This window comes from Methanomassiliicoccales archaeon LGM-RCC1, from assembly GCA_030168575.1.
In the GTDB taxonomy this organism is placed as follows: Archaea; Thermoplasmatota; Thermoplasmata; order Methanomassiliicoccales; family Methanomethylophilaceae; genus Methanoprimaticola.
Map to the genome: position 1 here is coordinate 1,147,523 of CP115555.1, position 17,131 is coordinate 1,164,653.

Consider the following 17,131-nt stretch of genomic DNA (forward strand, 5'->3'; position numbering starts at 1 on the left):
TTTTAAGAGCACCCCAGTTTGTACGGACGATGTGCGAATCAAAGCTTAGCTTTGATTATGAGGTCCCTGAGGTCGTGAGCCGCTTTGACCACATCATCCTGGCTGACCACAGCGGACACCACGGCGGCGCAGTCTGCACCAGCCCTGATGACGTCCTGGATGTTGCCTTTGTTGATACCGCCGATGGCCACGATCGGGATGTCGACGGCCTGTCTGATCCTGTAGATTGCATCAAGTCCGAGACCTTGGGTCGCATCAGGTTTCGTAGAGGTGTTGAAGATGGATCCGACACCGACGTAGGCGGCCCCTCCGTTGTAGGCTTTTATCGCTTCATCGACGGTCGTGACGGAGATGCCGATGAGCATCCTACCGCCCACGATCTCCGATGCCTTCTCCAGAGGCATATCCGACTGTCCCAGATGTATGCCGTCTGCCTCTGATTCCACAGCGACTTCCACGTTGTCGTTGACGAAGAAATATCTGCTGTAGTCGTCAGCGATCTCCTTGATTTTGAGGGCGTCCCTGAGCATGTCCTCCTTTGTCGAATCCTTCATCCTCAGCTGCACAACATCGGCACCGCCCTCATAGGCGAGCCTTGCGATCTCGACATTAGAGCGTCCTTTGGAGAGAGATTCATCGGTCACGACATACAGGTCGAACATGGCATGTCTATCCCCGGTGTCATACATAACTGATTCGGGCTCGATTCCCTCTCTTTTTTATTCTACTTAATAGAAAAGGCATAGGACTTTTATACAGGGTTTTGAATCGGTTGCTTGGTTAAAATGGCTGGCGATAAGACTGTCAGAAAAGATAGGGACCCGATCATGTTGGTCTGTGGTGTCATCTTCTTGGTTGCAGCCGTCGTTGTCATCGGATGCTTCGTGTCCGATGAATGGTTCCCCAGTGGGGAAAAGACGGCATCGAATGGAGACAAAGTGACTGTGGAGTACACAGGAACATTCTATGACGAGTACGGAGGAACCTATGCCGTCGTATTCGACACCAACGTTTCCAGCATCGGTAACGACACGAACATCGCCAAATCCAACGACTTCACGGCGAAGACCTCCTATTCACCTCTCGAGTTCACAATCGGTAAAGGAACGATGCTGAAGGCATTCGAGGAATCCGTCATCGGCCACAAGGTCGGCGACAAGTACAAGATCGAGCTCACCGCAGCCCAGGGATACATCGGAGCATCCACAGAAGGATACCTCAACACCTCCGGCAATGTGATGTCCACAACCGTCACCATGACCAAGACGGACTTCGCAGCCGCATACTCCGACGTGACCCTCAAGGACAACGGAGAGGTCAAGTTCGTTTCCAAGTACAAGTGGGACGCATACGCCTCCTACACCGACATGGGCAACGCTGTCCTGATCACTTACGTCCCCGAGGCAGGAGAGACCTACGAGGTCTACAAGTCCGGAGACACCGTCGTCAACTACAAGGTCAAGACCGTCTCCAGCGGAAAGATCACCTACGACATAGAGATCAAGAACCCTGTGAAGGTCGGTTCAACCGAGATTCAGATGATCAAGCTCGACCTCGGAACCAAGACAATCTACATCACTAACATCGATGGTTCCGACATCATCTACAAAGAAGGAGCAGAGCGTGTCAACCAGCCTCTGTTCTTCGAGATCAAAGTTTTGACCATCGAGTGGGAACAGTCATCCCCCCGGGCATTAGCCCGGGGGTAACCAATCCTCTTACGACCTGAGGTCGGATCAATTCTATCATCGATTCTTGAATCAATTCCACTGCATCCGTGCGTTGGTCGCAGTCCGAGAAATATATTCGCAACGGCTGTCTGCAGATGAATTTCATCTTCTGCATGTTCAGTAGAGCTTCTTCCTGATCACGTAATGGCAGATTGCATAGAACGATACGATGTATATCATGATCACAAGGATCGAGATTCCATCCATCGGCAGGCAGTTCGCCGCTTCACGCATGACCGTGGTGGTGTGCGTCAACGGAAGTGCCCAGATTATCGAGGATATGATGTCCGGAAGTGCGCTCACATCGAACAGGGTGCCGCACATGAACGACATCGGGAGGATGATCAGGCTGTTGAACATCATCAATGTGGGGGTAGAGTCAGCCAGCAATCCAGCGGCCACTCCGAGCAATGAGAACATTACGCTCGAAAGGATCATCGTCAGGATCAGTTCCGCAGTTATGTGCAGCCCGGATGTAAGCAGCATTCCAAGGCAGATGATTATGACCCCACCGATGAGTCCCCTTATGATCCCCATCAGGCATTTACCGAAGATTATCGAAGGGGTATGCATAGGGCAGAGAATGAGCTCGTCGAAGCTGGTATGGAAGAGCCTCTGGATGACTATCTTCTGCGATGAGGAAGAGAATCCTGAGTTCATGGAGGATATCGCGACGATACCAGGTATGACATACGCGATGTATCCCGAGTCGCCTGCGCGCATACCGTAACCGAAGGCGATGAGATATAGCAACGGACCCACCAGAGTGGAGACCAGGGTCTGAATCGCATTGTGCTTCATGTAGACCAGGTCACCGTACGCCACTCTGAAGATCTCGGAGAAAATGTTGTACATCACATCCTCCTCCCGGTAAGCTCCAGGAAGACATCCTCAAGGTTGGTGCGGCGTATCGATATGCTGCAGTCCGGCGGGATATCGAGAGAGGCATTCTTGGCGTGGGCCAGGTCCTGGAAGTAGCTGGTGTTCTCGTTTCCTTCGGGATCGACGGTGACCAGCGTGAAGTTTCCTACCTTTTCCTTAAGCTCCTTGGGTGTTCCCTCGGCTATGATCTTCCCCTTGTTGATGATCCCGATACGGTCGCACAGCGATTCCGCCTCGAAGATGTAATGGGTTGTCAGGAATATGGTGGTGCCCGTCTTGTTGATGTTGCGTATGAGCTTCCACAGCATGTTCCTAGACTGTGTGTCCAAGCCGGTCGTGGGCTCGTCCATGAAGAGTACCTTCGGGGTATGGATGAGCGAGCAGACGATGGCAACCCTCTTCTTCCAGCCTCCGGACAGGTGCATGACCTTCTTGTTCATGTATTCATGGAGCTCCATCTGGTCGGCCAGCTCGTTCATGCGCCTGTGAGATTCCTTCCAGGACAGGTTCTCCATGAGTGCGTGATGGATGATGTTCTCCTTGACGGTGAGGTCCTTGTCCAGACTGTGCTGCTGCTGTATGATCCCCAGCAGCTTTCTGGCCTCGATGAAATCGGAGTGGGTGTCGTGCCCGCCGATCCATACCTGCCCCTCGTCGGGAACGTCGATGGTCGTGAGCATGCGGACCGTGGTAGTCTTACCGGCACCGTTGGGTCCGAGGAATCCGTAGATCTCCCCTTCCTTAATGTCAAGGTCGATCCCGTCGACTGCCGTGAACTTCCCGAATCTCTTGACAAGCCCGCTGCAGCGGATAATGGAGTCGTCATCCGTATCCATGATGTCCTCAGAGTATGTTGTCCAGCTTCTCCATCATGAGTTCGGGGTTCCTGGCGATGATCCTGATTGTCCTGTCCTTCTTGGAGCCCTTGTCAACAATGGCATCGGGTACCTTTCCGGCAAGGCTGACGGCCTTCTTCGTGGCCTCGGAGATCTTGTCCTTGGACATCTCCACACTCACGGCGGTCATGCCGACCTCTTCCATGATGTCGATGATGTCGTCCCTGTAGGCGAGGTTCATGATGCATCTGGATTTGGGGTCGTGCTTCATTATCTCAAGCAGGATGTATGATAGTCCTTCAGCGGCTCCGAACTTGGCGGGACCGTTCTTCTTGAGGATTCCGTTGTGAACGACCATCCTCTTGTCGATGGCCGCTATCTCCTCTGGTCCGGCAGCATCCTTGAGCGCATAGGCGATGTTCATTCCCGCTTTGGGGACGAATTCATTGGGGATCAGGTCGATGATCCTGGATGCCGCGGAATCCAGGGAATCGAGGATCTTGAACTTGTCCGATTCCCCTTTGACCTTCACCATCGGGTTGACGACGACGTCGCCCTTGCCTATGGCGTACTGCGATGCGATGGATTCTTGGATCATGTCCCTGGACTTGATCACCGCGTTGACGATGTCCAGTCCTTTCGCCATATTGGCGGTTATGTAAGCGGAGAGGCAGCATCCGCTGCCGTGTCCGGCCTTGTTGAGACGAGGATACTCAAGCTTGTTGAATTCTGATGACAGGTACAGGTAATCCACAACCTTGGGCCCTCTGAGATGGCCGCCTTTGAACAGGACGGACGATCCCTGTTTGCCTATGAGCTCGCAGGCGAGTGTGATGTCGTCCTCATTCCTGATCTTCATGCCTGCCAACGTCTCAGCTTCATGCATGTTCGGGGTCACGAGTTCACATATTGGAAGGAGTTTCTTCTTGAGTGCCTTGACAAAATCGTCCTCGCAGAGGGAGCATCCGGTTCCCGAAATCATGACGGGATCCACGATAAGCGGGGCTTCATGGTCCTCTAGGATGTCTGCCACCGTCTCTACGATCTCTGCGCTGTACAGCATACCGGTTTTGACTGCCTTTATGTCGCAGTCCTTCAGCACCGATTCGAGCTGGGCCTGGATGAAATCCACAGGCATGGGGAAGATGCCATCGACGCCCTGCGTGTTCTGGGCGGTGACGGCCGTGATGACTGATGTGGCGTGAATGCCGACTACGGACATGGCCTTGATGTCCACTTGGACACCTGCGCCTCCGATGGAGTCGGAACCTGCCACAGTAAGAGCTGTTCTCATTGTTTTTCCCATATCAAAAGCAATAAATAAAGAGTCTTAGCTTTGGAGCAATGATGAAAGTCAGCAGTAAGCATTTCGTCCTCAAAGGCAAATCAGACTACAAGGATTTGGCTCCTGTTTTCCCCGACATCCTCAAGATGTTCCTGGAGTCGATCGATCAGATGCCTGAGGAGGAGGAACTTCTGCAGATGCTGATAGAGCTCAACACCATCGACCTTGAGATGAACAGGAAGCCCGAGGGATACAACAGGAAGGGAAAGGTCAGACTGGTCTTCCCCATGGATTCCAAGGAGTTCTACATCAAGACGTACGGAAAGGCATCGGACCTTGTCCCCATCGCGGACAGGATCAGCGAGATGCTGACTGCCGCCAACATCAAGTTCGATGTGAAGGATAACGACCGTATCGACTACGACTGATTATCCTCGATATCTTCTCAGAAAACAGCCTGCTGTCAGGACAGCAGGTTCTTCCAGCAATTATCGATCAGCTGCTTCTCCTGACGGAGGGTCTCTTCGCGAAGCATCAGTTGCTCTATCGCCTTGGACATCTGTTCATCGGTGGATGTCGGAGATGTCCCCCCGTAGGATTCCCTTCTGTCCACGCAACTCTTCACGGGGATGAACTTATAGACGTCGTCCTCGATCTTGTCACAGAACGATTTCAGTTTGTCCAGGGGCATGTCCTCGAGGTTCACTCCGGACTCTATGCTCTCCCTCACCGCTGCACCGACGATGCCGTGGGCCTCGCGGAAGGGGATTCCCTTGGTCACAAGGTAGTCTGCGAGATCGGTGGCGTTGATCTGTCCCCTGCTGGTGACCTCCATGAGCCTGTCAGCCTTGAAGGTGGTCGTAGACATGACCTTCTCCATGATCTCCAGGCAGCGGATGACCGTGTCCATGGATTCCATGACGGGTTTTTTGTCCTCCTGCAGGTCGCGGTTGTATGTGAGCGGAAGCCCCTTGGTCAGGACCAGCATGGTGACGAGTGATCCGACGACCCCTCCGGTCTTGCCCCTTACGAGCTCCGCGATGTCGGGGTTCTTCTTCTGGGGCATGATGGAGGATCCGGTGGTGTACTTGTCATCCATCTCGATGAACGCAAACTCCTGAGAGGACCAGTAGACCAGCTCCTCGCACAGGGATGACAGGTGGATCTGTGTCTGGGTGGCGCAGAATGCCACTTCATTCACGAAGTCCCTGTCGCTGACCGAATCCATGGAATTCTCGGTGGGCTCCTTGAATCCCAGAGCCTCTGAGGTCATGAATCTGTCTATGGGGTATGTCGTTCCCGCAAGAGCGGCCGCTCCCAGCGGGCATTTGTTCATCCTGTTGAACGCATCGATGAACCTATCCGCGTCCCTTGAGAACTTGAATGCGTATGCGAGCATGTGCTGCGCTAAGGTTACCGGTTGCGCATGCTGCATGTGCGTGAATCCGGGCATGACCGTCTCGGCATTTTCCTCGGCGATCTTGAGGAGGCTGGTGACCAGGCCGTCGATGGAGGTTGCCGCCTCGAGGACCTTGTCCCTGAGGTACATCCTGAAGTCGACTGCGACCTGGTCGTTCCTGCTCCTTCCGGTATGGAGTTTGCCGCCTGCAGGGCCGATCCTCTCAGTGAGGGAGAATTCGATGTTGGTGTGGATGTCTTCCAGCGAGTAGTCCAGCTCGAACTTCCCTTCTTCGATCTCTTTGAGGATGGCCTTGAGGCCTTCTGTGATACGGTCGACATCCTCTGGCGGAAGGATGGAGCATGCCTTCAGCATCTCCACGTGTGCGAGGGACCCCATGACGTCGTAGAACGCCATCTTCGAGTCCACATCCAGCGAGGATGTGAAGTCGAGCGTGGAGTCATCCATCTTGTCCTTGAACCTTCCAGACCAGAGGGCTTGTTTCACGTGATCACTTCTTCTTTGTTGCTGTCTTCTTGGCAGGTGCCGCGGTCTTCTTCGCAGCAGGGGCTGCCTTCTTCACAGTCTTCTTGGGTGCCTTGGCGTGCGCTTTGGCTGCGGTCTTGCCGGGCAGTCCCCAGCAGTAGATGAATCCGACTGCGGAGCTGTGGTCGAAGCCGTCTCCCTTGGCGTATGTGCTGAGTCCGACGTCGTACAGCGAGTAGGGGGATCTCCTTCCGACAACGGTGGCGGTTCCCTTGTACAGCTTGACCCTTACGACTCCGGTGACATACTCCTGAGTGGATTCGATGAATGCCTGGAGGTTCTCGCGGAGACCCTCGTACCACAGACCGTCGTAGATGATCTCACTGAACTTCTGCTCGATGATGCGCTTGAACTCGATCGTGTTCTTGGGCAGGGTCAGGGACTCCAGTGCCCTGTGGGCTGTGATGAGTGTGATCGCTGCGGGGCACTCGTATGTCTCGCGGCTCTTGATTCCGACGAGACGGTCCTCGACGTGGTCGATCCTTCCGACTCCGTACTTTCCTGCGAGCTCGTTGAGTGTCTCGATGAGCTTGACTCCGTCCATCCTCTTTCCGTCGAGGCATACGGGAACACCCTTCTCGAATCCGATCTCGATGTACTTGGGTGCAGCGGGTGCCTTGGCAGGGTCGACTGTGTATGCCCATGCTCCTGCGGGTGGCTCCTCCCAGGGGTCCTCCAGAATTCCGCACTCGCACGAGTTGCCCCAGAGGTTCTCGTCACGGCTATAGGGGCTGGACTTCTTGACGATGATCTCGATGCCGTTCTTCTTGGCGTAATCGATCTCCTCCTCTCTGGTGGTGATCCATTCCCTCATGGGGGCGATGATCTTCAGGTCGGGGTTCTGGGAGATGAGTCCGACATCGAACCTTACCTGGTCGTTTCCCTTGGCTGTGCATCCGTGGGCGATGTACTTCGCGCCTTCCTTCTTGGCGATGTCTGCGAGGACCTTCGTGATGAGAGGTCTGGCGACAGCGGTGCTCAGGGGGTAGACGTTCTGATACATGGCGTTGGCCTTGAGTGCAGGCCAGATGTAGTCCGTGACGAACTCTTTCCTGACATCGATGAAGTCGGCCTTGATCGCTCCGTTCCTGAGTGCGCGGGCCACGATGTCGTCCTTGCTCGGGGGCTGACCGACATTGACCGCGATGGCGATGACGTCGACGTTGTAGTTCTCCTGTAACCAGTGGATGTCGACAGATGTGTCGAGACCTCCGGAGTACGCAAGGACTACTTTGTCCCTGGGCTTCTTGGCGGGGGTCGCTTTAACCGTCTTCTTGGCTGTGCTAGCCTTCTTTGTTGCTGTCTTCTTAGCTACTGCCATGCTTACCGTTCCAAACGATGTGAATTCCGTTATATAAGGCGCGCGCAAAGATATATCAAACTGTGTCGGATAGTGTCCATTCGGAAACTCAAGATGTCTGGAACATACCCAATGTTTACTATGTAACATTTTTGTCTAGAATCGAACACCATACTTAATATACTTAAAAACATGGGGTTAAAGGAACAAAAAGGAGACTGCCTATGGTTAAAGTTGGAATAATAGGAGGAACCGGGTACACCGGAGGGGAGCTTTCACGCATCCTTTGCACGCACCCCGATGTAGAGATAGCCGCGCTTACGTCACGCCAGAACGCGGGACGCAGGGTCGGCGATGTCCACACCTTCCTCAGGGGATACATCGGCGACCTCGAGTTCACCGAGAAGATTTCCGACACCAAGGATCTTGACTTCGTGTTCGTCGCCACCCCTCACGGAGTGGCCATGAAAGAGATTCCCGCTCTGATGGAGCAGGGGATCAAATGCATCGACCTGTCGGGGGACTACCGCCTGCATGATGTCGCCGTCTACGAGAAGTGGTACGGCCACGAGCACACGGACGTGGACAATCTGCAGAAAGCGGTGTACGGTCTGCCGGAGTTCTTCCGCGACGAGATCAAGGGAGCTGACCTGGTGGCCAATCCGGGCTGTTATGCGACATCCATCATCCTGGCCTGCGGGCCTCTGCTGAAGGCAGGAGTCGTCAAGGAGGACATCATAGTGGATGCCAAGTCGGGAACGTCCGGGGCCGGAATGGTCCCCACGGAACGCACGCACCACTCCACATGCGGAGAGACGATCATACCGTACAGCGTAGGCAAGCACCGCCATACGCCGGAGATCGAGATGGCGGTGGACAAGTTCGCGGGTTCCCACACCAAGGTGACATTCGTCCCGCAGCTTCTGCCCATAGTCCGCGGCATCCTGTCGTCATGCTACTTCAGCATCACCAAGGACCTCTCGCAGGAGGATGTGGATTCGATTTATAGTAAACAATACGGCAACGAGGTGTTCGTACACTACGTCCCCGAGCCGTCCATACGCGCAGTGGTGGCATCCAACCACGCACAGGTTTCGTCCAAAGTCATGGGGGACAAGGTCGTCTCCTTCGGAGTGTTGGACAATCTGGTCAAAGGGGCATCGGGGCAGGCAGTCCAATGCATGAACTTGATGCTGAACATGGATGAGAAGAAAGGCCTGAACCTGCCTGGTTTGGGGGTATGAAGATGGTAGAGGTCATAGAGGGGGGAGTAACGACTCCTCAGGGATTCAAAGCGGCCGGAGTGCACAGCGGTGTGAAGTACCGCTCGCTCGACCTTGCTCTGCTGTACTCCGAGACACCTGCGACAGCATGTGTCGGATACACTAGCAACAACGTGAAGGCGGCACCCGTACAGGTGATGATGAAGGAGAATGCGGAGAAGCTGCAGGCGGTTGTCGTCAACAGCGGTAACGCAAATGCCCTCACGGGACGCCGCGGTATCGAGGACGCCATAGAGATGAAGAAGGTCACCGCAAACGAGTTGGGATTGGACCCCCTCAACGTCGGAGTGATGTCCACCGGTCTGATCGGACGCTTCATGGACATGCACAAGGTCCGCTACGGTATCTCAAGAGCGGCCAAGGAGTTGTTCAACGGACGTCAGGCGGATGCGAATCTGGCCGAGGCCATAATGACCACAGACACGATCAAGAAGGAGTGCGCTGTCCGCGTACGTCTCTCGGACGGCACCCTGGTTTACATCGGAGCGATATGCAAGGGAAGCGGAATGATCGCACCCCACATGAAGGTCCTCCACGGAACCACCCTGTCGCTGATCACAACGGATGCCAACCTGTCCGTCGGATTCCGCGAGAAATGGCAGCAGATCCTCGACAGTTCATTGAACATGGTCTCGGTAGACGGAGATCAGTCCACCAACGACACCAGCATCCTCCTGGCCAACGGAATGGCAGGAGGAAAGGTGGCCGACGACGATCCCGAATTCTTCGATGCCCTGAACTTCGTGATGACGAAGATCGCCCGCACCGTCGCATCCGACGGAGAGGGAGCGACAAAGCTCATCGAGGTGAAGGTCACTGGAGCCGACTCCAAGGAGGATGCGAACAAGCTGGTCAAGACGATCATCAACTCGCCTCTTGTCAAGTCGGCCATATTCGGGTCCGACCCCAACTACGGCCGTATCATGATGGCGCTGGGCAACAGCGGATGCAAGTTCAACCTCGAGGATGTCCGTCTCACCATCAAGGGAGGGGACATGGAGGTTCCCATCCTGGATTCCGGAGCCCCTGTCTTCCAGGACGAGCGCTCCGTGGAGGTCGTGCGCATGGCCATGGACAACAAAGAGGTATCAATCATCGTCGACCTGGGAATCGGTAAGGAGACCGCTACCGGGTGGGGATGCGACCTGACGTACGATTACGTGCGCATCAACGCCGAGTACTCCACGTGATAGCATGGACAATCTATACGTCCTGAAGTTCGGCGGAAACGCTATCCGCGGCAAGGATGCGATGATACGCCTTGCTAAGGAGATCGCCCAGATGATGTCATCAGGGGCGAAGATCATACTTGTCCACGGAGGAGGTCCCGAGATCTCCGAGGAGATGGAGAGGAGGGGACTCAAGCCCAAGAAGGTCGCAGGGATCAGGGTCACGGACCAAGATGGTCTGGAAGTGGCTGAGAAGGTCCTTTCGAACCTCAACAGGGATGTCGTCGCATGCCTGCAGGATGCAGGCGTTCAGGCCATTGGATTGCCTGGATACCACTGCACCCTCTGCGTCAAGAAGCCCCCCATGGAGGCCATCGAGGACGGACAGAAGATCACAGTGGATGTGGGATTGGTAGGAGAGGTCTCCGAGTGCGACCCCACAGCGCTGATGGACCTGCTGGAGCAGAACGTAGTGCCCGTCATCTACCCGATAGGGAAGGACAAGGACGGGAAGAAGCTGAACGTCAATGCCGACACCATGGTCGCCGGCATCGCGGCGAACGTCCCCTGTAAGGAGATGATCGCCATAACGGACGTCCCGGGGATACTGATGGACGTCAACGATCCCTCGTCCAAGCTGGACAAGGTGGATCTGAAGAAGATAGATGAACTGATCGCATCCGGCGTGATATCCGGCGGAATGGTCCCCAAGGTGGACGCATGCCGCAAGGCGATAGAAGCGGGTGTCGGAACCGTCCGTATGGTGAACGGGACGGATCCGAACTGCATAGTTGCAGACATAATGAAGGAGGGAAACCTCCACGGAACAATCATAGTGAAGTGATAAAATGGATTTCAAAGAAGTAAAGGAACTGAGTTCCAAGTACCTCTTCCAGAACTACGGCCGCATAGAACTGTCGTTCACACACGGGAAGGGATGCTATCTTTACGATGCCAGTGGCAATGAGTATCTTGACCTGGTGTCGGGAATAGCCGTGAACTCGATTGGCTATTCGCACCCAGAGTGGGTGAAAGCTATGCAGGAGCAGGTCGCGAAGTTCGCGCATGTATCGAACCTGTACTATGTGGAGGAGCAGGCCAAGCTGGCGGAGAAGATAGCGTCGATAACTCCTGGTGAGCTCAACCGCACCCTGTTCGTCAACAGCGGAGCGGAGGCCAACGAAGGCGCATTGAAACTGGCCGTAAGATACACTGGACGCAGCAAAGTGATGGCGGCGCTGAACGGATTCCACGGAAGAACTGCCGCAGCGCTGGGAGCCACAGGCCAGACTAAGTATCAAGCCTCGTTTGAACCTCTGATCAGCGGTGCGTACGAGTATTACGAATACGGTGACTGTGAATCCGTGAAGAGCATGATGTCCAAGGATGTGGCGGCCTTGATAGTGGAACCCATCCAGGGAGAGGGCGGTGTTCGCACGGCACCCAAGGAGTTCTTCAAGACCGTCCGCGACCTCTGTACGGACAACGGAACGCTGATGATAGTGGATGAGGTTCAGACCGGAATCGGACGCACGGGAATGTGGTACGGAATACAGAACTTCGACGTCATACCTGACATCATCACCATGGCCAAGGCACTAGGAGGAGGGGCACCAATCGGAGCGGTCACCTCCACAGACGAGATCGCAAAGGTCATGACTCCCGGAACCCACGGAACGACATTCGGAGGCAACCCACTGGTCACCGCTTCCGGTTGCGCTACTCTGGACATCTTGAAGAAGGAGAACCTGGTCCAGAACTCACACGATCTGGGAGCGAGATGGATGGCCGATCTGAAGGCCATCAAATCTGACAAGATCAAGGAGGTTCGCGGATACGGGCTCATAATCGGTATCGAGATGGACTCAAACGAGACCGCAGCGGCCGTACAGAAGCACTGCCGCGATAACGGTGTCCTGGTGAACGTCTGCCATGGGAACACCGTCCGTTTGATCCCTCCGCTCATCATCAACGATGAGCAGAAGGATGTCTTCACCAAACTCCTCAAAGAATCGATTTAAGGTGGCAGGGGGGAGATCCCCCTGCTTCCGAACCTTCAAGGTTCGGCTTTCAATATGTTTTGGATAAGCGTGTTTGCACGGTCAACCGTATAGTCTGTGCCTTCATATCTGAGGGTGAGGTCCAGAGAGCATCCGTCCACGTATCCGGCGAAGTAGATCATGTATCCACTCACCTGGGTGCGGTATATGATGTATCCGAAGGCATCCTCGAACCCATCGGTACTCAGGGGCAGGTACTCCGTACCCTCCGTGTCATAACCGGCGGTCTTGGTCCTGTATGTGGACACTGCCTTGCTGTACGTCGCGAACGAGTTGGCAGAGGAATCGACCTCCACGTGGCGGTTTCCGTTCCCGCTGTCCGCAGCAGATATGTTGGCGTAGGTATCAGTTGCACCCTCGTCCAAGGTGTAAGGCGACCCCAGATACACGTTGAGGGATGTGCTGTCGAACGTCTGCAGCCAGGTCTTCGCGGATTTACCGGACTCAGAGGGGTATGCCGCATCGATGAGCTTAGCGAGATCATCCATTGAGAACGACGGCCTCTTGACGATCTGCAGATCCACAAGACAGTGGTCGATGTAGCCTACGAACTTCATGCTTCCGAGCACATGTTCAGCATCAGGATCGGAGTTCACATAGTATCCGTATCCCTCGGTCAGACCGTTGGAGAACGGAAGTTCGGTGCATATTCCGCTGGTCCTTGCAGTTGTACCTACCTTGGCCTCATACGTGGCCTTAATCTCTTCGTACTTGGACTTGGCATCTTCCACCAGAGTGTACTTGATGTAGTATGTGCTTCCATCCGACACCACTTTCGACTCCTGAGAGTTGTTGTCGGGAGACAGTACGTACGGAGTGTACGAATAGTCGATCATCGGGTCCAAGTTGGAGTTCAGATCGTCCTTCATGATATTCCAGAACCTGTTGGCCAACGCCACGGTGCTGATATTCGATTCGATCTCCTTTGGTTCATCCCCTCCTCTATAGTCAAGGTAGTCCTGGTAGGTGATCACGGTCATCATGTCCTGAACGACATTGAAATCATTGTCAGCGACGGTGTTGTCCAGATAGCTGAGGTACTTGTCGACCATTGTCTGGAAGTATTTGTTGGCATCACTCATCGACACAATGTCCGGATAGAACATTGCTGCCGCATACATCACTCTGCAGGGCGTGGGCATGGACAGGTTCAGGAAGAACATGTTCTCGAACTCAGAGGATTTTCTGATTATGTCCAGGTCGCTGTTCTCGAACAGATACGAGGGGCTGACCACTGTACAGTCGCAGGTGTGGCAGTTCATGATGTAATCGATCTTGCCATTGTAGATGGTGATCGCCTCCACATCGTTGATCTGTGTCGATCCGTTGCCTTCCAGATTGGCGACGTCTATTCCGCCGGCCTGAGTTCCGATCTTGGTGTACTGCGACTCGTGCTGAGAGATGTAACGCCACATGCACATGGCGATGAACTTGGTGCGGTCCTTCTCGTCGAGTTTTGCGACGGCCTCGGTTACATCTACGATGGCCTTACGAGAATCGTTAGCGTAATTCAGGGCTTTCTGGAAGTAGTCCGGACCCAATAGGAATCCAAGGAGCATGGTGGCATCGATGGAGTATAAGGGGTCTGTGCACCTGATGTAAATGACAGGGATTCCAGCAACCAGAAGATCGTCCTTGTAGTCTCCGAGGGCATTGTCATTGTACGCCAATATGGCGCCGATACCGCCCTGGTCGTGGTATTCGCTGTCCGTGTTCTTAATCGCCTCCCATTCAGAGGTCTTTATCTGCCTAGCGGTGGTACCGAGGCATTTGGACACACCGTTGTGATCGGCCTTGTAGAATGTATTGGTGTAGGAACTCTTGTTGGCGATGTAGCCTATGACCTTCTCGTCGCCGTCAAAAGTGAACATCAGCTGGAGCATATCGGGATTGATGGTGACCAGATTCTTCAGAGGATAGTCAATCTCCAGGAGATGTATGTCGCCAGTATCGTATACGTATTGGTCGATGAAGCGTATCTTGGTACTCTCTCCCGCTATGAGTTTCTCCACGATCACAGCATCGTTCTCTGTGATGGCGTCATCCCCATCAGCGTCAGCGTAGGGGTATTTGGAGAGATCCCCGCCGATGTTCTCCCTTATCAGCTCCACATCTTTCGAGTCTATGGTGTAGTCCTCGTTGGCGTTGCCGTAGATCGGCAGGCTGGTCATCTTCAGATTGTCGTAATTGCCACCGCCCGCGCCTCCTAACGCAATCACAGCTGCCGCCGCTAGAACGATGACCGCCGCTACTGCGATTATGATTAGATTGTTCTTTTCCATTTCATTGTCTCCTAGATCACGGGATGGTTTTCGCTACTGCGTTCACCAGTTCAGCAGTGTTCTGGTCGTTGAACTCGGGGTTTCCTCTGAGATACATGGTCACGAAGCAGCCGTCCTTGTATCCGACAAATTTCAGCATCCAGAATCCGCCCTGCCTGACGGCCTGTCCGTAGAATCCGTATCCGTCGTCAAAGCCTCCTTTCTCGACTGCCATTGCGGTACCTCCCATATAGTCGGTGCCAATCTTGTCGATGTATTCCTGCTTCTCGTTGAGGAATTTGACCAGCGCATCAGAGCTGTTGTCGTAGGTGATGTAATAGTATTTTCCGGCGTCGTTCGCTGAACATCCTATCTCCGCCTTCACATCATTGCTGTTGGGAATGAGAGAGTACGGAGGATAGTCCAGTTTACTCAGAAGATTGAGGTCAAGCTTGTTGGCCGAATCCACAGCAGAGAAACTGCCGTCCACCGCCCACGCCGAAGTCACGATCTCCTGGAGGTCCACATCCGAGAACGATGGTTTCTTCGCCAGATGGATGAGGATGAAACATTCCTTGTAGTATCCTGCGTAGTGCATGGATCCGATCTGTCCCTTCTCCGTGGTGTTCACGTAATAACCGAATCCGTCGGTGAGGCCGGTGACCACATCCATGGCGACATAGGTGCCTCCCATGGAGGACGATTGTCCAACCTTCTGCTCGAACTCTGCTTTCTTCGCCTCGAATACGGATTTCGCATCGTTGTACAGCTTAACGTTGACATAGTAGTTACCGGAGTTGGAGAGGACGTCAGCGGACTGGTCGTTCGAAGAATCTTTGAGATAGAAACCATCGCCGGAGAATCCTTCAAGGTCCATGGTGTCAAGGAAGTGCTGGGCTACGAGCTTCGCATTGATCTCTGAGGTGACCTTTTCGCCAGGGTCTCCTCCGCCCTCGTTCACATAATCCTGGTAGGTGATTATGGTGAACATGTCCTTGGATACGTCGAAATATCCGTCGGAGACGGTCTCGTGAAGGTACGGCATGTACTTGTCGACAGTGCTTTGGAAGTATGCATCCGCATCAGCTTTCGACACCAGGTCCGGGTAGAACATTGATGCTACGTACATCACCCTGCAGGGAACCGGCATGGACATGTTGATCCAGAACATGTCCTTGTAGTGAGTGCTCTTGGCCATGTATCTGACACCGTTGTCCTCCCAGAGGGATGTTGCGGTGACATTCGTACAGTCCTGGGTGGTGCAGTTGATCATGTAGTCTATCTTGTTGTTGTACTTCGTGATGGCTTCCACATCCTGAAGACGCTCCGAGGAGTTACCGGAGATACCGACGACAGACTTGCCCCCAGCTTGTATTCCGAGTTTGTTATACTGCGATTCATCCTGTGCTATGTAGCAGATCATGCACAGGGAGATGAAGCGTTTCTTGTCCTTGTCAGCTATATTGCCGACTATGTCGCTGACTTCGCTTATGGTCTGCTTGCAATCGTTAGCGAAAACAGTTGCTTTGGCTGCATGCTCAGGACCCATGAGGGTTCCCAGCAGCAGAGCCGCATCAATCGAATAGATGGGGTCAGTGCATCTCAGGAATATGAGCGGGAATCCTGCCGCTATGATGTCATCCTCATAGTCTCCGAGAGCGGCTTTGCTGTGAACGACGATCGCTCCGATCTGCCTTCCTTCTTCCTGTAGCTCCACATCGAGGTTCTTGATGCCCACCCAGTCGGTGGAACCGATGTACCTTGCTGTCTCGCCTACCTGTTTGGAGAAGCCGTTATGGGTGACCTTGTAGAACTCGTTGGGGTAGTTGGCGATGTTGGCAACGTATCCCGCTACCACATCGTCAGCATCAATCATCATCGTCAGCAGCAGCATGTCCGCGTTCTGAGTGACGATATCCCTGAGCGGATAGTCGATCTTAACGTAGTGGTATTTGCCGGCCACCAGATCGTACTGGTCGACGAACCATACCGGTGTGTTTTCCCCGTTGATGATCTTCTGTACGATTGCTATGTCCTTGCTGGTCACAGCGCCATCCCTATCGGCATCTGCGAAGGGATAGTCTTCCAAGGGGATGCTCTCGTCAATCATCTTCTGGATGAGGTCTATGTCCTTCTGGTCTATGGTCGTGTCATCATTCGCATTCCCATAGATGGGGAGGGCAGTCTTGTCCAGAAGCTCTTCGCCGCCTTCTCCGTTTCCGTTCAGGATGAAAACGGCTGCTCCTGCTATTGCGACTACCGCTACCAAGGCAATTGCAATCATGGTCACGTTCGACTTCATGTTATCAATGCCAACTGTTATCATTTCTCCCTATAAAAGTTGGAAGTATTAACCAACAATATTGGGGGTCGGAGGTCG

Annotated in this window: 14 protein-coding genes; 6 read left to right on the plus strand and 8 right to left on the minus strand. The window is 53.9% G+C overall.

The window, feature by feature from the left end:
- Positions 1-38: 38 nt before the first annotated feature.
- Positions 39-662 carry a thiamine phosphate synthase gene (thiE, locus tag PED39_05860; GenBank protein WII07115.1) on the minus strand — a complete coding sequence of 208 codons (624 nt, stop codon included), beginning with the start codon at positions 660-662 and terminating at the stop codon, positions 39-41.
- 123 nt (positions 663-785) lie between these two features.
- On the opposite strand from thiE, the gene PED39_05865 reads away from it, so the two are divergent.
- The gene (locus tag PED39_05865) at positions 786-1,709 is read left to right on the plus strand and encodes an FKBP-type peptidyl-prolyl cis-trans isomerase (GenBank protein ID WII07116.1); all 924 of its coding nucleotides are present in this window, start codon (positions 786-788) and stop codon (positions 1,707-1,709) included.
- A gap of 138 nt (positions 1,710-1,847) precedes the next feature.
- Here the strand turns inward: PED39_05865 and PED39_05870 are convergent, their stop codons facing one another.
- The 3 genes from PED39_05870 to thiD are packed head-to-tail and all read right to left on the minus strand — an operon-like array spanning position 1,848 to position 4,742.
- A complete protein-coding gene (locus PED39_05870) occupies positions 1,848-2,585 on the minus strand; it encodes an ABC transporter permease (GenBank protein ID WII07117.1) in 738 nt (245 codons plus the stop codon).
- Positions 2,585-3,448 carry an ABC transporter ATP-binding protein gene (locus PED39_05875; GenBank protein WII07118.1) on the minus strand — a complete coding sequence of 288 codons (864 nt, stop codon included), beginning with the start codon at positions 3,446-3,448 and terminating at the stop codon, positions 2,585-2,587. Before PED39_05875 ends, PED39_05870 begins: the two co-directional genes overlap by 1 nt.
- Positions 3,449-3,455: 7 nt before the next feature.
- Positions 3,456-4,742: a bifunctional hydroxymethylpyrimidine kinase/phosphomethylpyrimidine kinase gene (thiD, locus tag PED39_05880; GenBank protein WII07119.1), complete on the minus strand. Its 1,287-nt coding sequence runs from the start codon at positions 4,740-4,742 to the stop codon at positions 3,456-3,458.
- A 50-nt stretch (positions 4,743-4,792) separates the two neighbouring features.
- Between thiD and PED39_05885 the strand changes: the two genes are divergently transcribed.
- Complete coding sequence (locus tag PED39_05885; GenBank protein WII07120.1) at positions 4,793-5,161, plus strand: hypothetical protein; 369 nt, start codon at positions 4,793-4,795, stop codon at positions 5,159-5,161.
- A 35-nt stretch (positions 5,162-5,196) separates the two neighbouring features.
- Here PED39_05885 and argH read toward each other — a convergent pair whose 3' ends face one another.
- Together argH and PED39_05895 are read right to left on the minus strand one after the other, a co-directional pair.
- Complete coding sequence (gene argH / locus PED39_05890) at positions 5,197-6,639, minus strand: argininosuccinate lyase (protein WII07121.1); 1,443 nt, start codon at positions 6,637-6,639, stop codon at positions 5,197-5,199.
- A gap of 4 nt (positions 6,640-6,643) precedes the next feature.
- Positions 6,644-7,999 carry an argininosuccinate synthase gene (locus tag PED39_05895; protein ID WII07122.1) on the minus strand — a complete coding sequence of 452 codons (1,356 nt, stop codon included), beginning with the start codon at positions 7,997-7,999 and terminating at the stop codon, positions 6,644-6,646.
- Between the two features lie 203 nt (positions 8,000-8,202).
- Here PED39_05895 and argC point away from each other — a divergent pair, with 203 nt between their 5' ends.
- The 4 genes from argC to PED39_05915 are packed head-to-tail and all read left to right on the plus strand — an operon-like array spanning position 8,203 to position 12,451.
- Positions 8,203-9,222: an N-acetyl-gamma-glutamyl-phosphate reductase gene (argC, locus tag PED39_05900; GenBank protein ID WII07123.1), complete on the plus strand. Its 1,020-nt coding sequence runs from the start codon at positions 8,203-8,205 to the stop codon at positions 9,220-9,222.
- The gene (gene argJ / locus PED39_05905; GenBank protein ID WII07124.1) at positions 9,219-10,451 is read left to right on the plus strand and encodes a bifunctional ornithine acetyltransferase/N-acetylglutamate synthase; all 1,233 of its coding nucleotides are present in this window, start codon (positions 9,219-9,221) and stop codon (positions 10,449-10,451) included. The genes argC and argJ overlap by 4 nt, the downstream gene beginning before the upstream one ends.
- Before the next feature lie 4 nt (positions 10,452-10,455).
- Positions 10,456-11,274 (plus strand): acetylglutamate kinase, encoded by an 819-nt coding sequence (argB, locus tag PED39_05910; protein ID WII07125.1) that lies wholly within the window; start codon positions 10,456-10,458, stop codon positions 11,272-11,274.
- Positions 11,275-11,278: 4 nt separating this feature from the next.
- Positions 11,279-12,451 carry an acetylornithine transaminase gene (locus PED39_05915; GenBank protein ID WII07126.1) on the plus strand — a complete coding sequence of 391 codons (1,173 nt, stop codon included), beginning with the start codon at positions 11,279-11,281 and terminating at the stop codon, positions 12,449-12,451.
- A 35-nt stretch (positions 12,452-12,486) separates the two neighbouring features.
- On the opposite strand, the gene PED39_05920 is transcribed toward PED39_05915, so the two are convergent.
- Positions 12,487-14,772: a hypothetical protein gene (locus tag PED39_05920; GenBank protein ID WII07127.1), complete on the minus strand. Its 2,286-nt coding sequence runs from the start codon at positions 14,770-14,772 to the stop codon at positions 12,487-12,489.
- A gap of 16 nt (positions 14,773-14,788) precedes the next feature.
- Positions 14,789-17,053 carry a dockerin type I repeat-containing protein gene (locus PED39_05925; GenBank protein WII07128.1) on the minus strand — a complete coding sequence of 755 codons (2,265 nt, stop codon included), beginning with the start codon at positions 17,051-17,053 and terminating at the stop codon, positions 14,789-14,791.
- Positions 17,054-17,131: the final 78 nt, after the last annotated feature.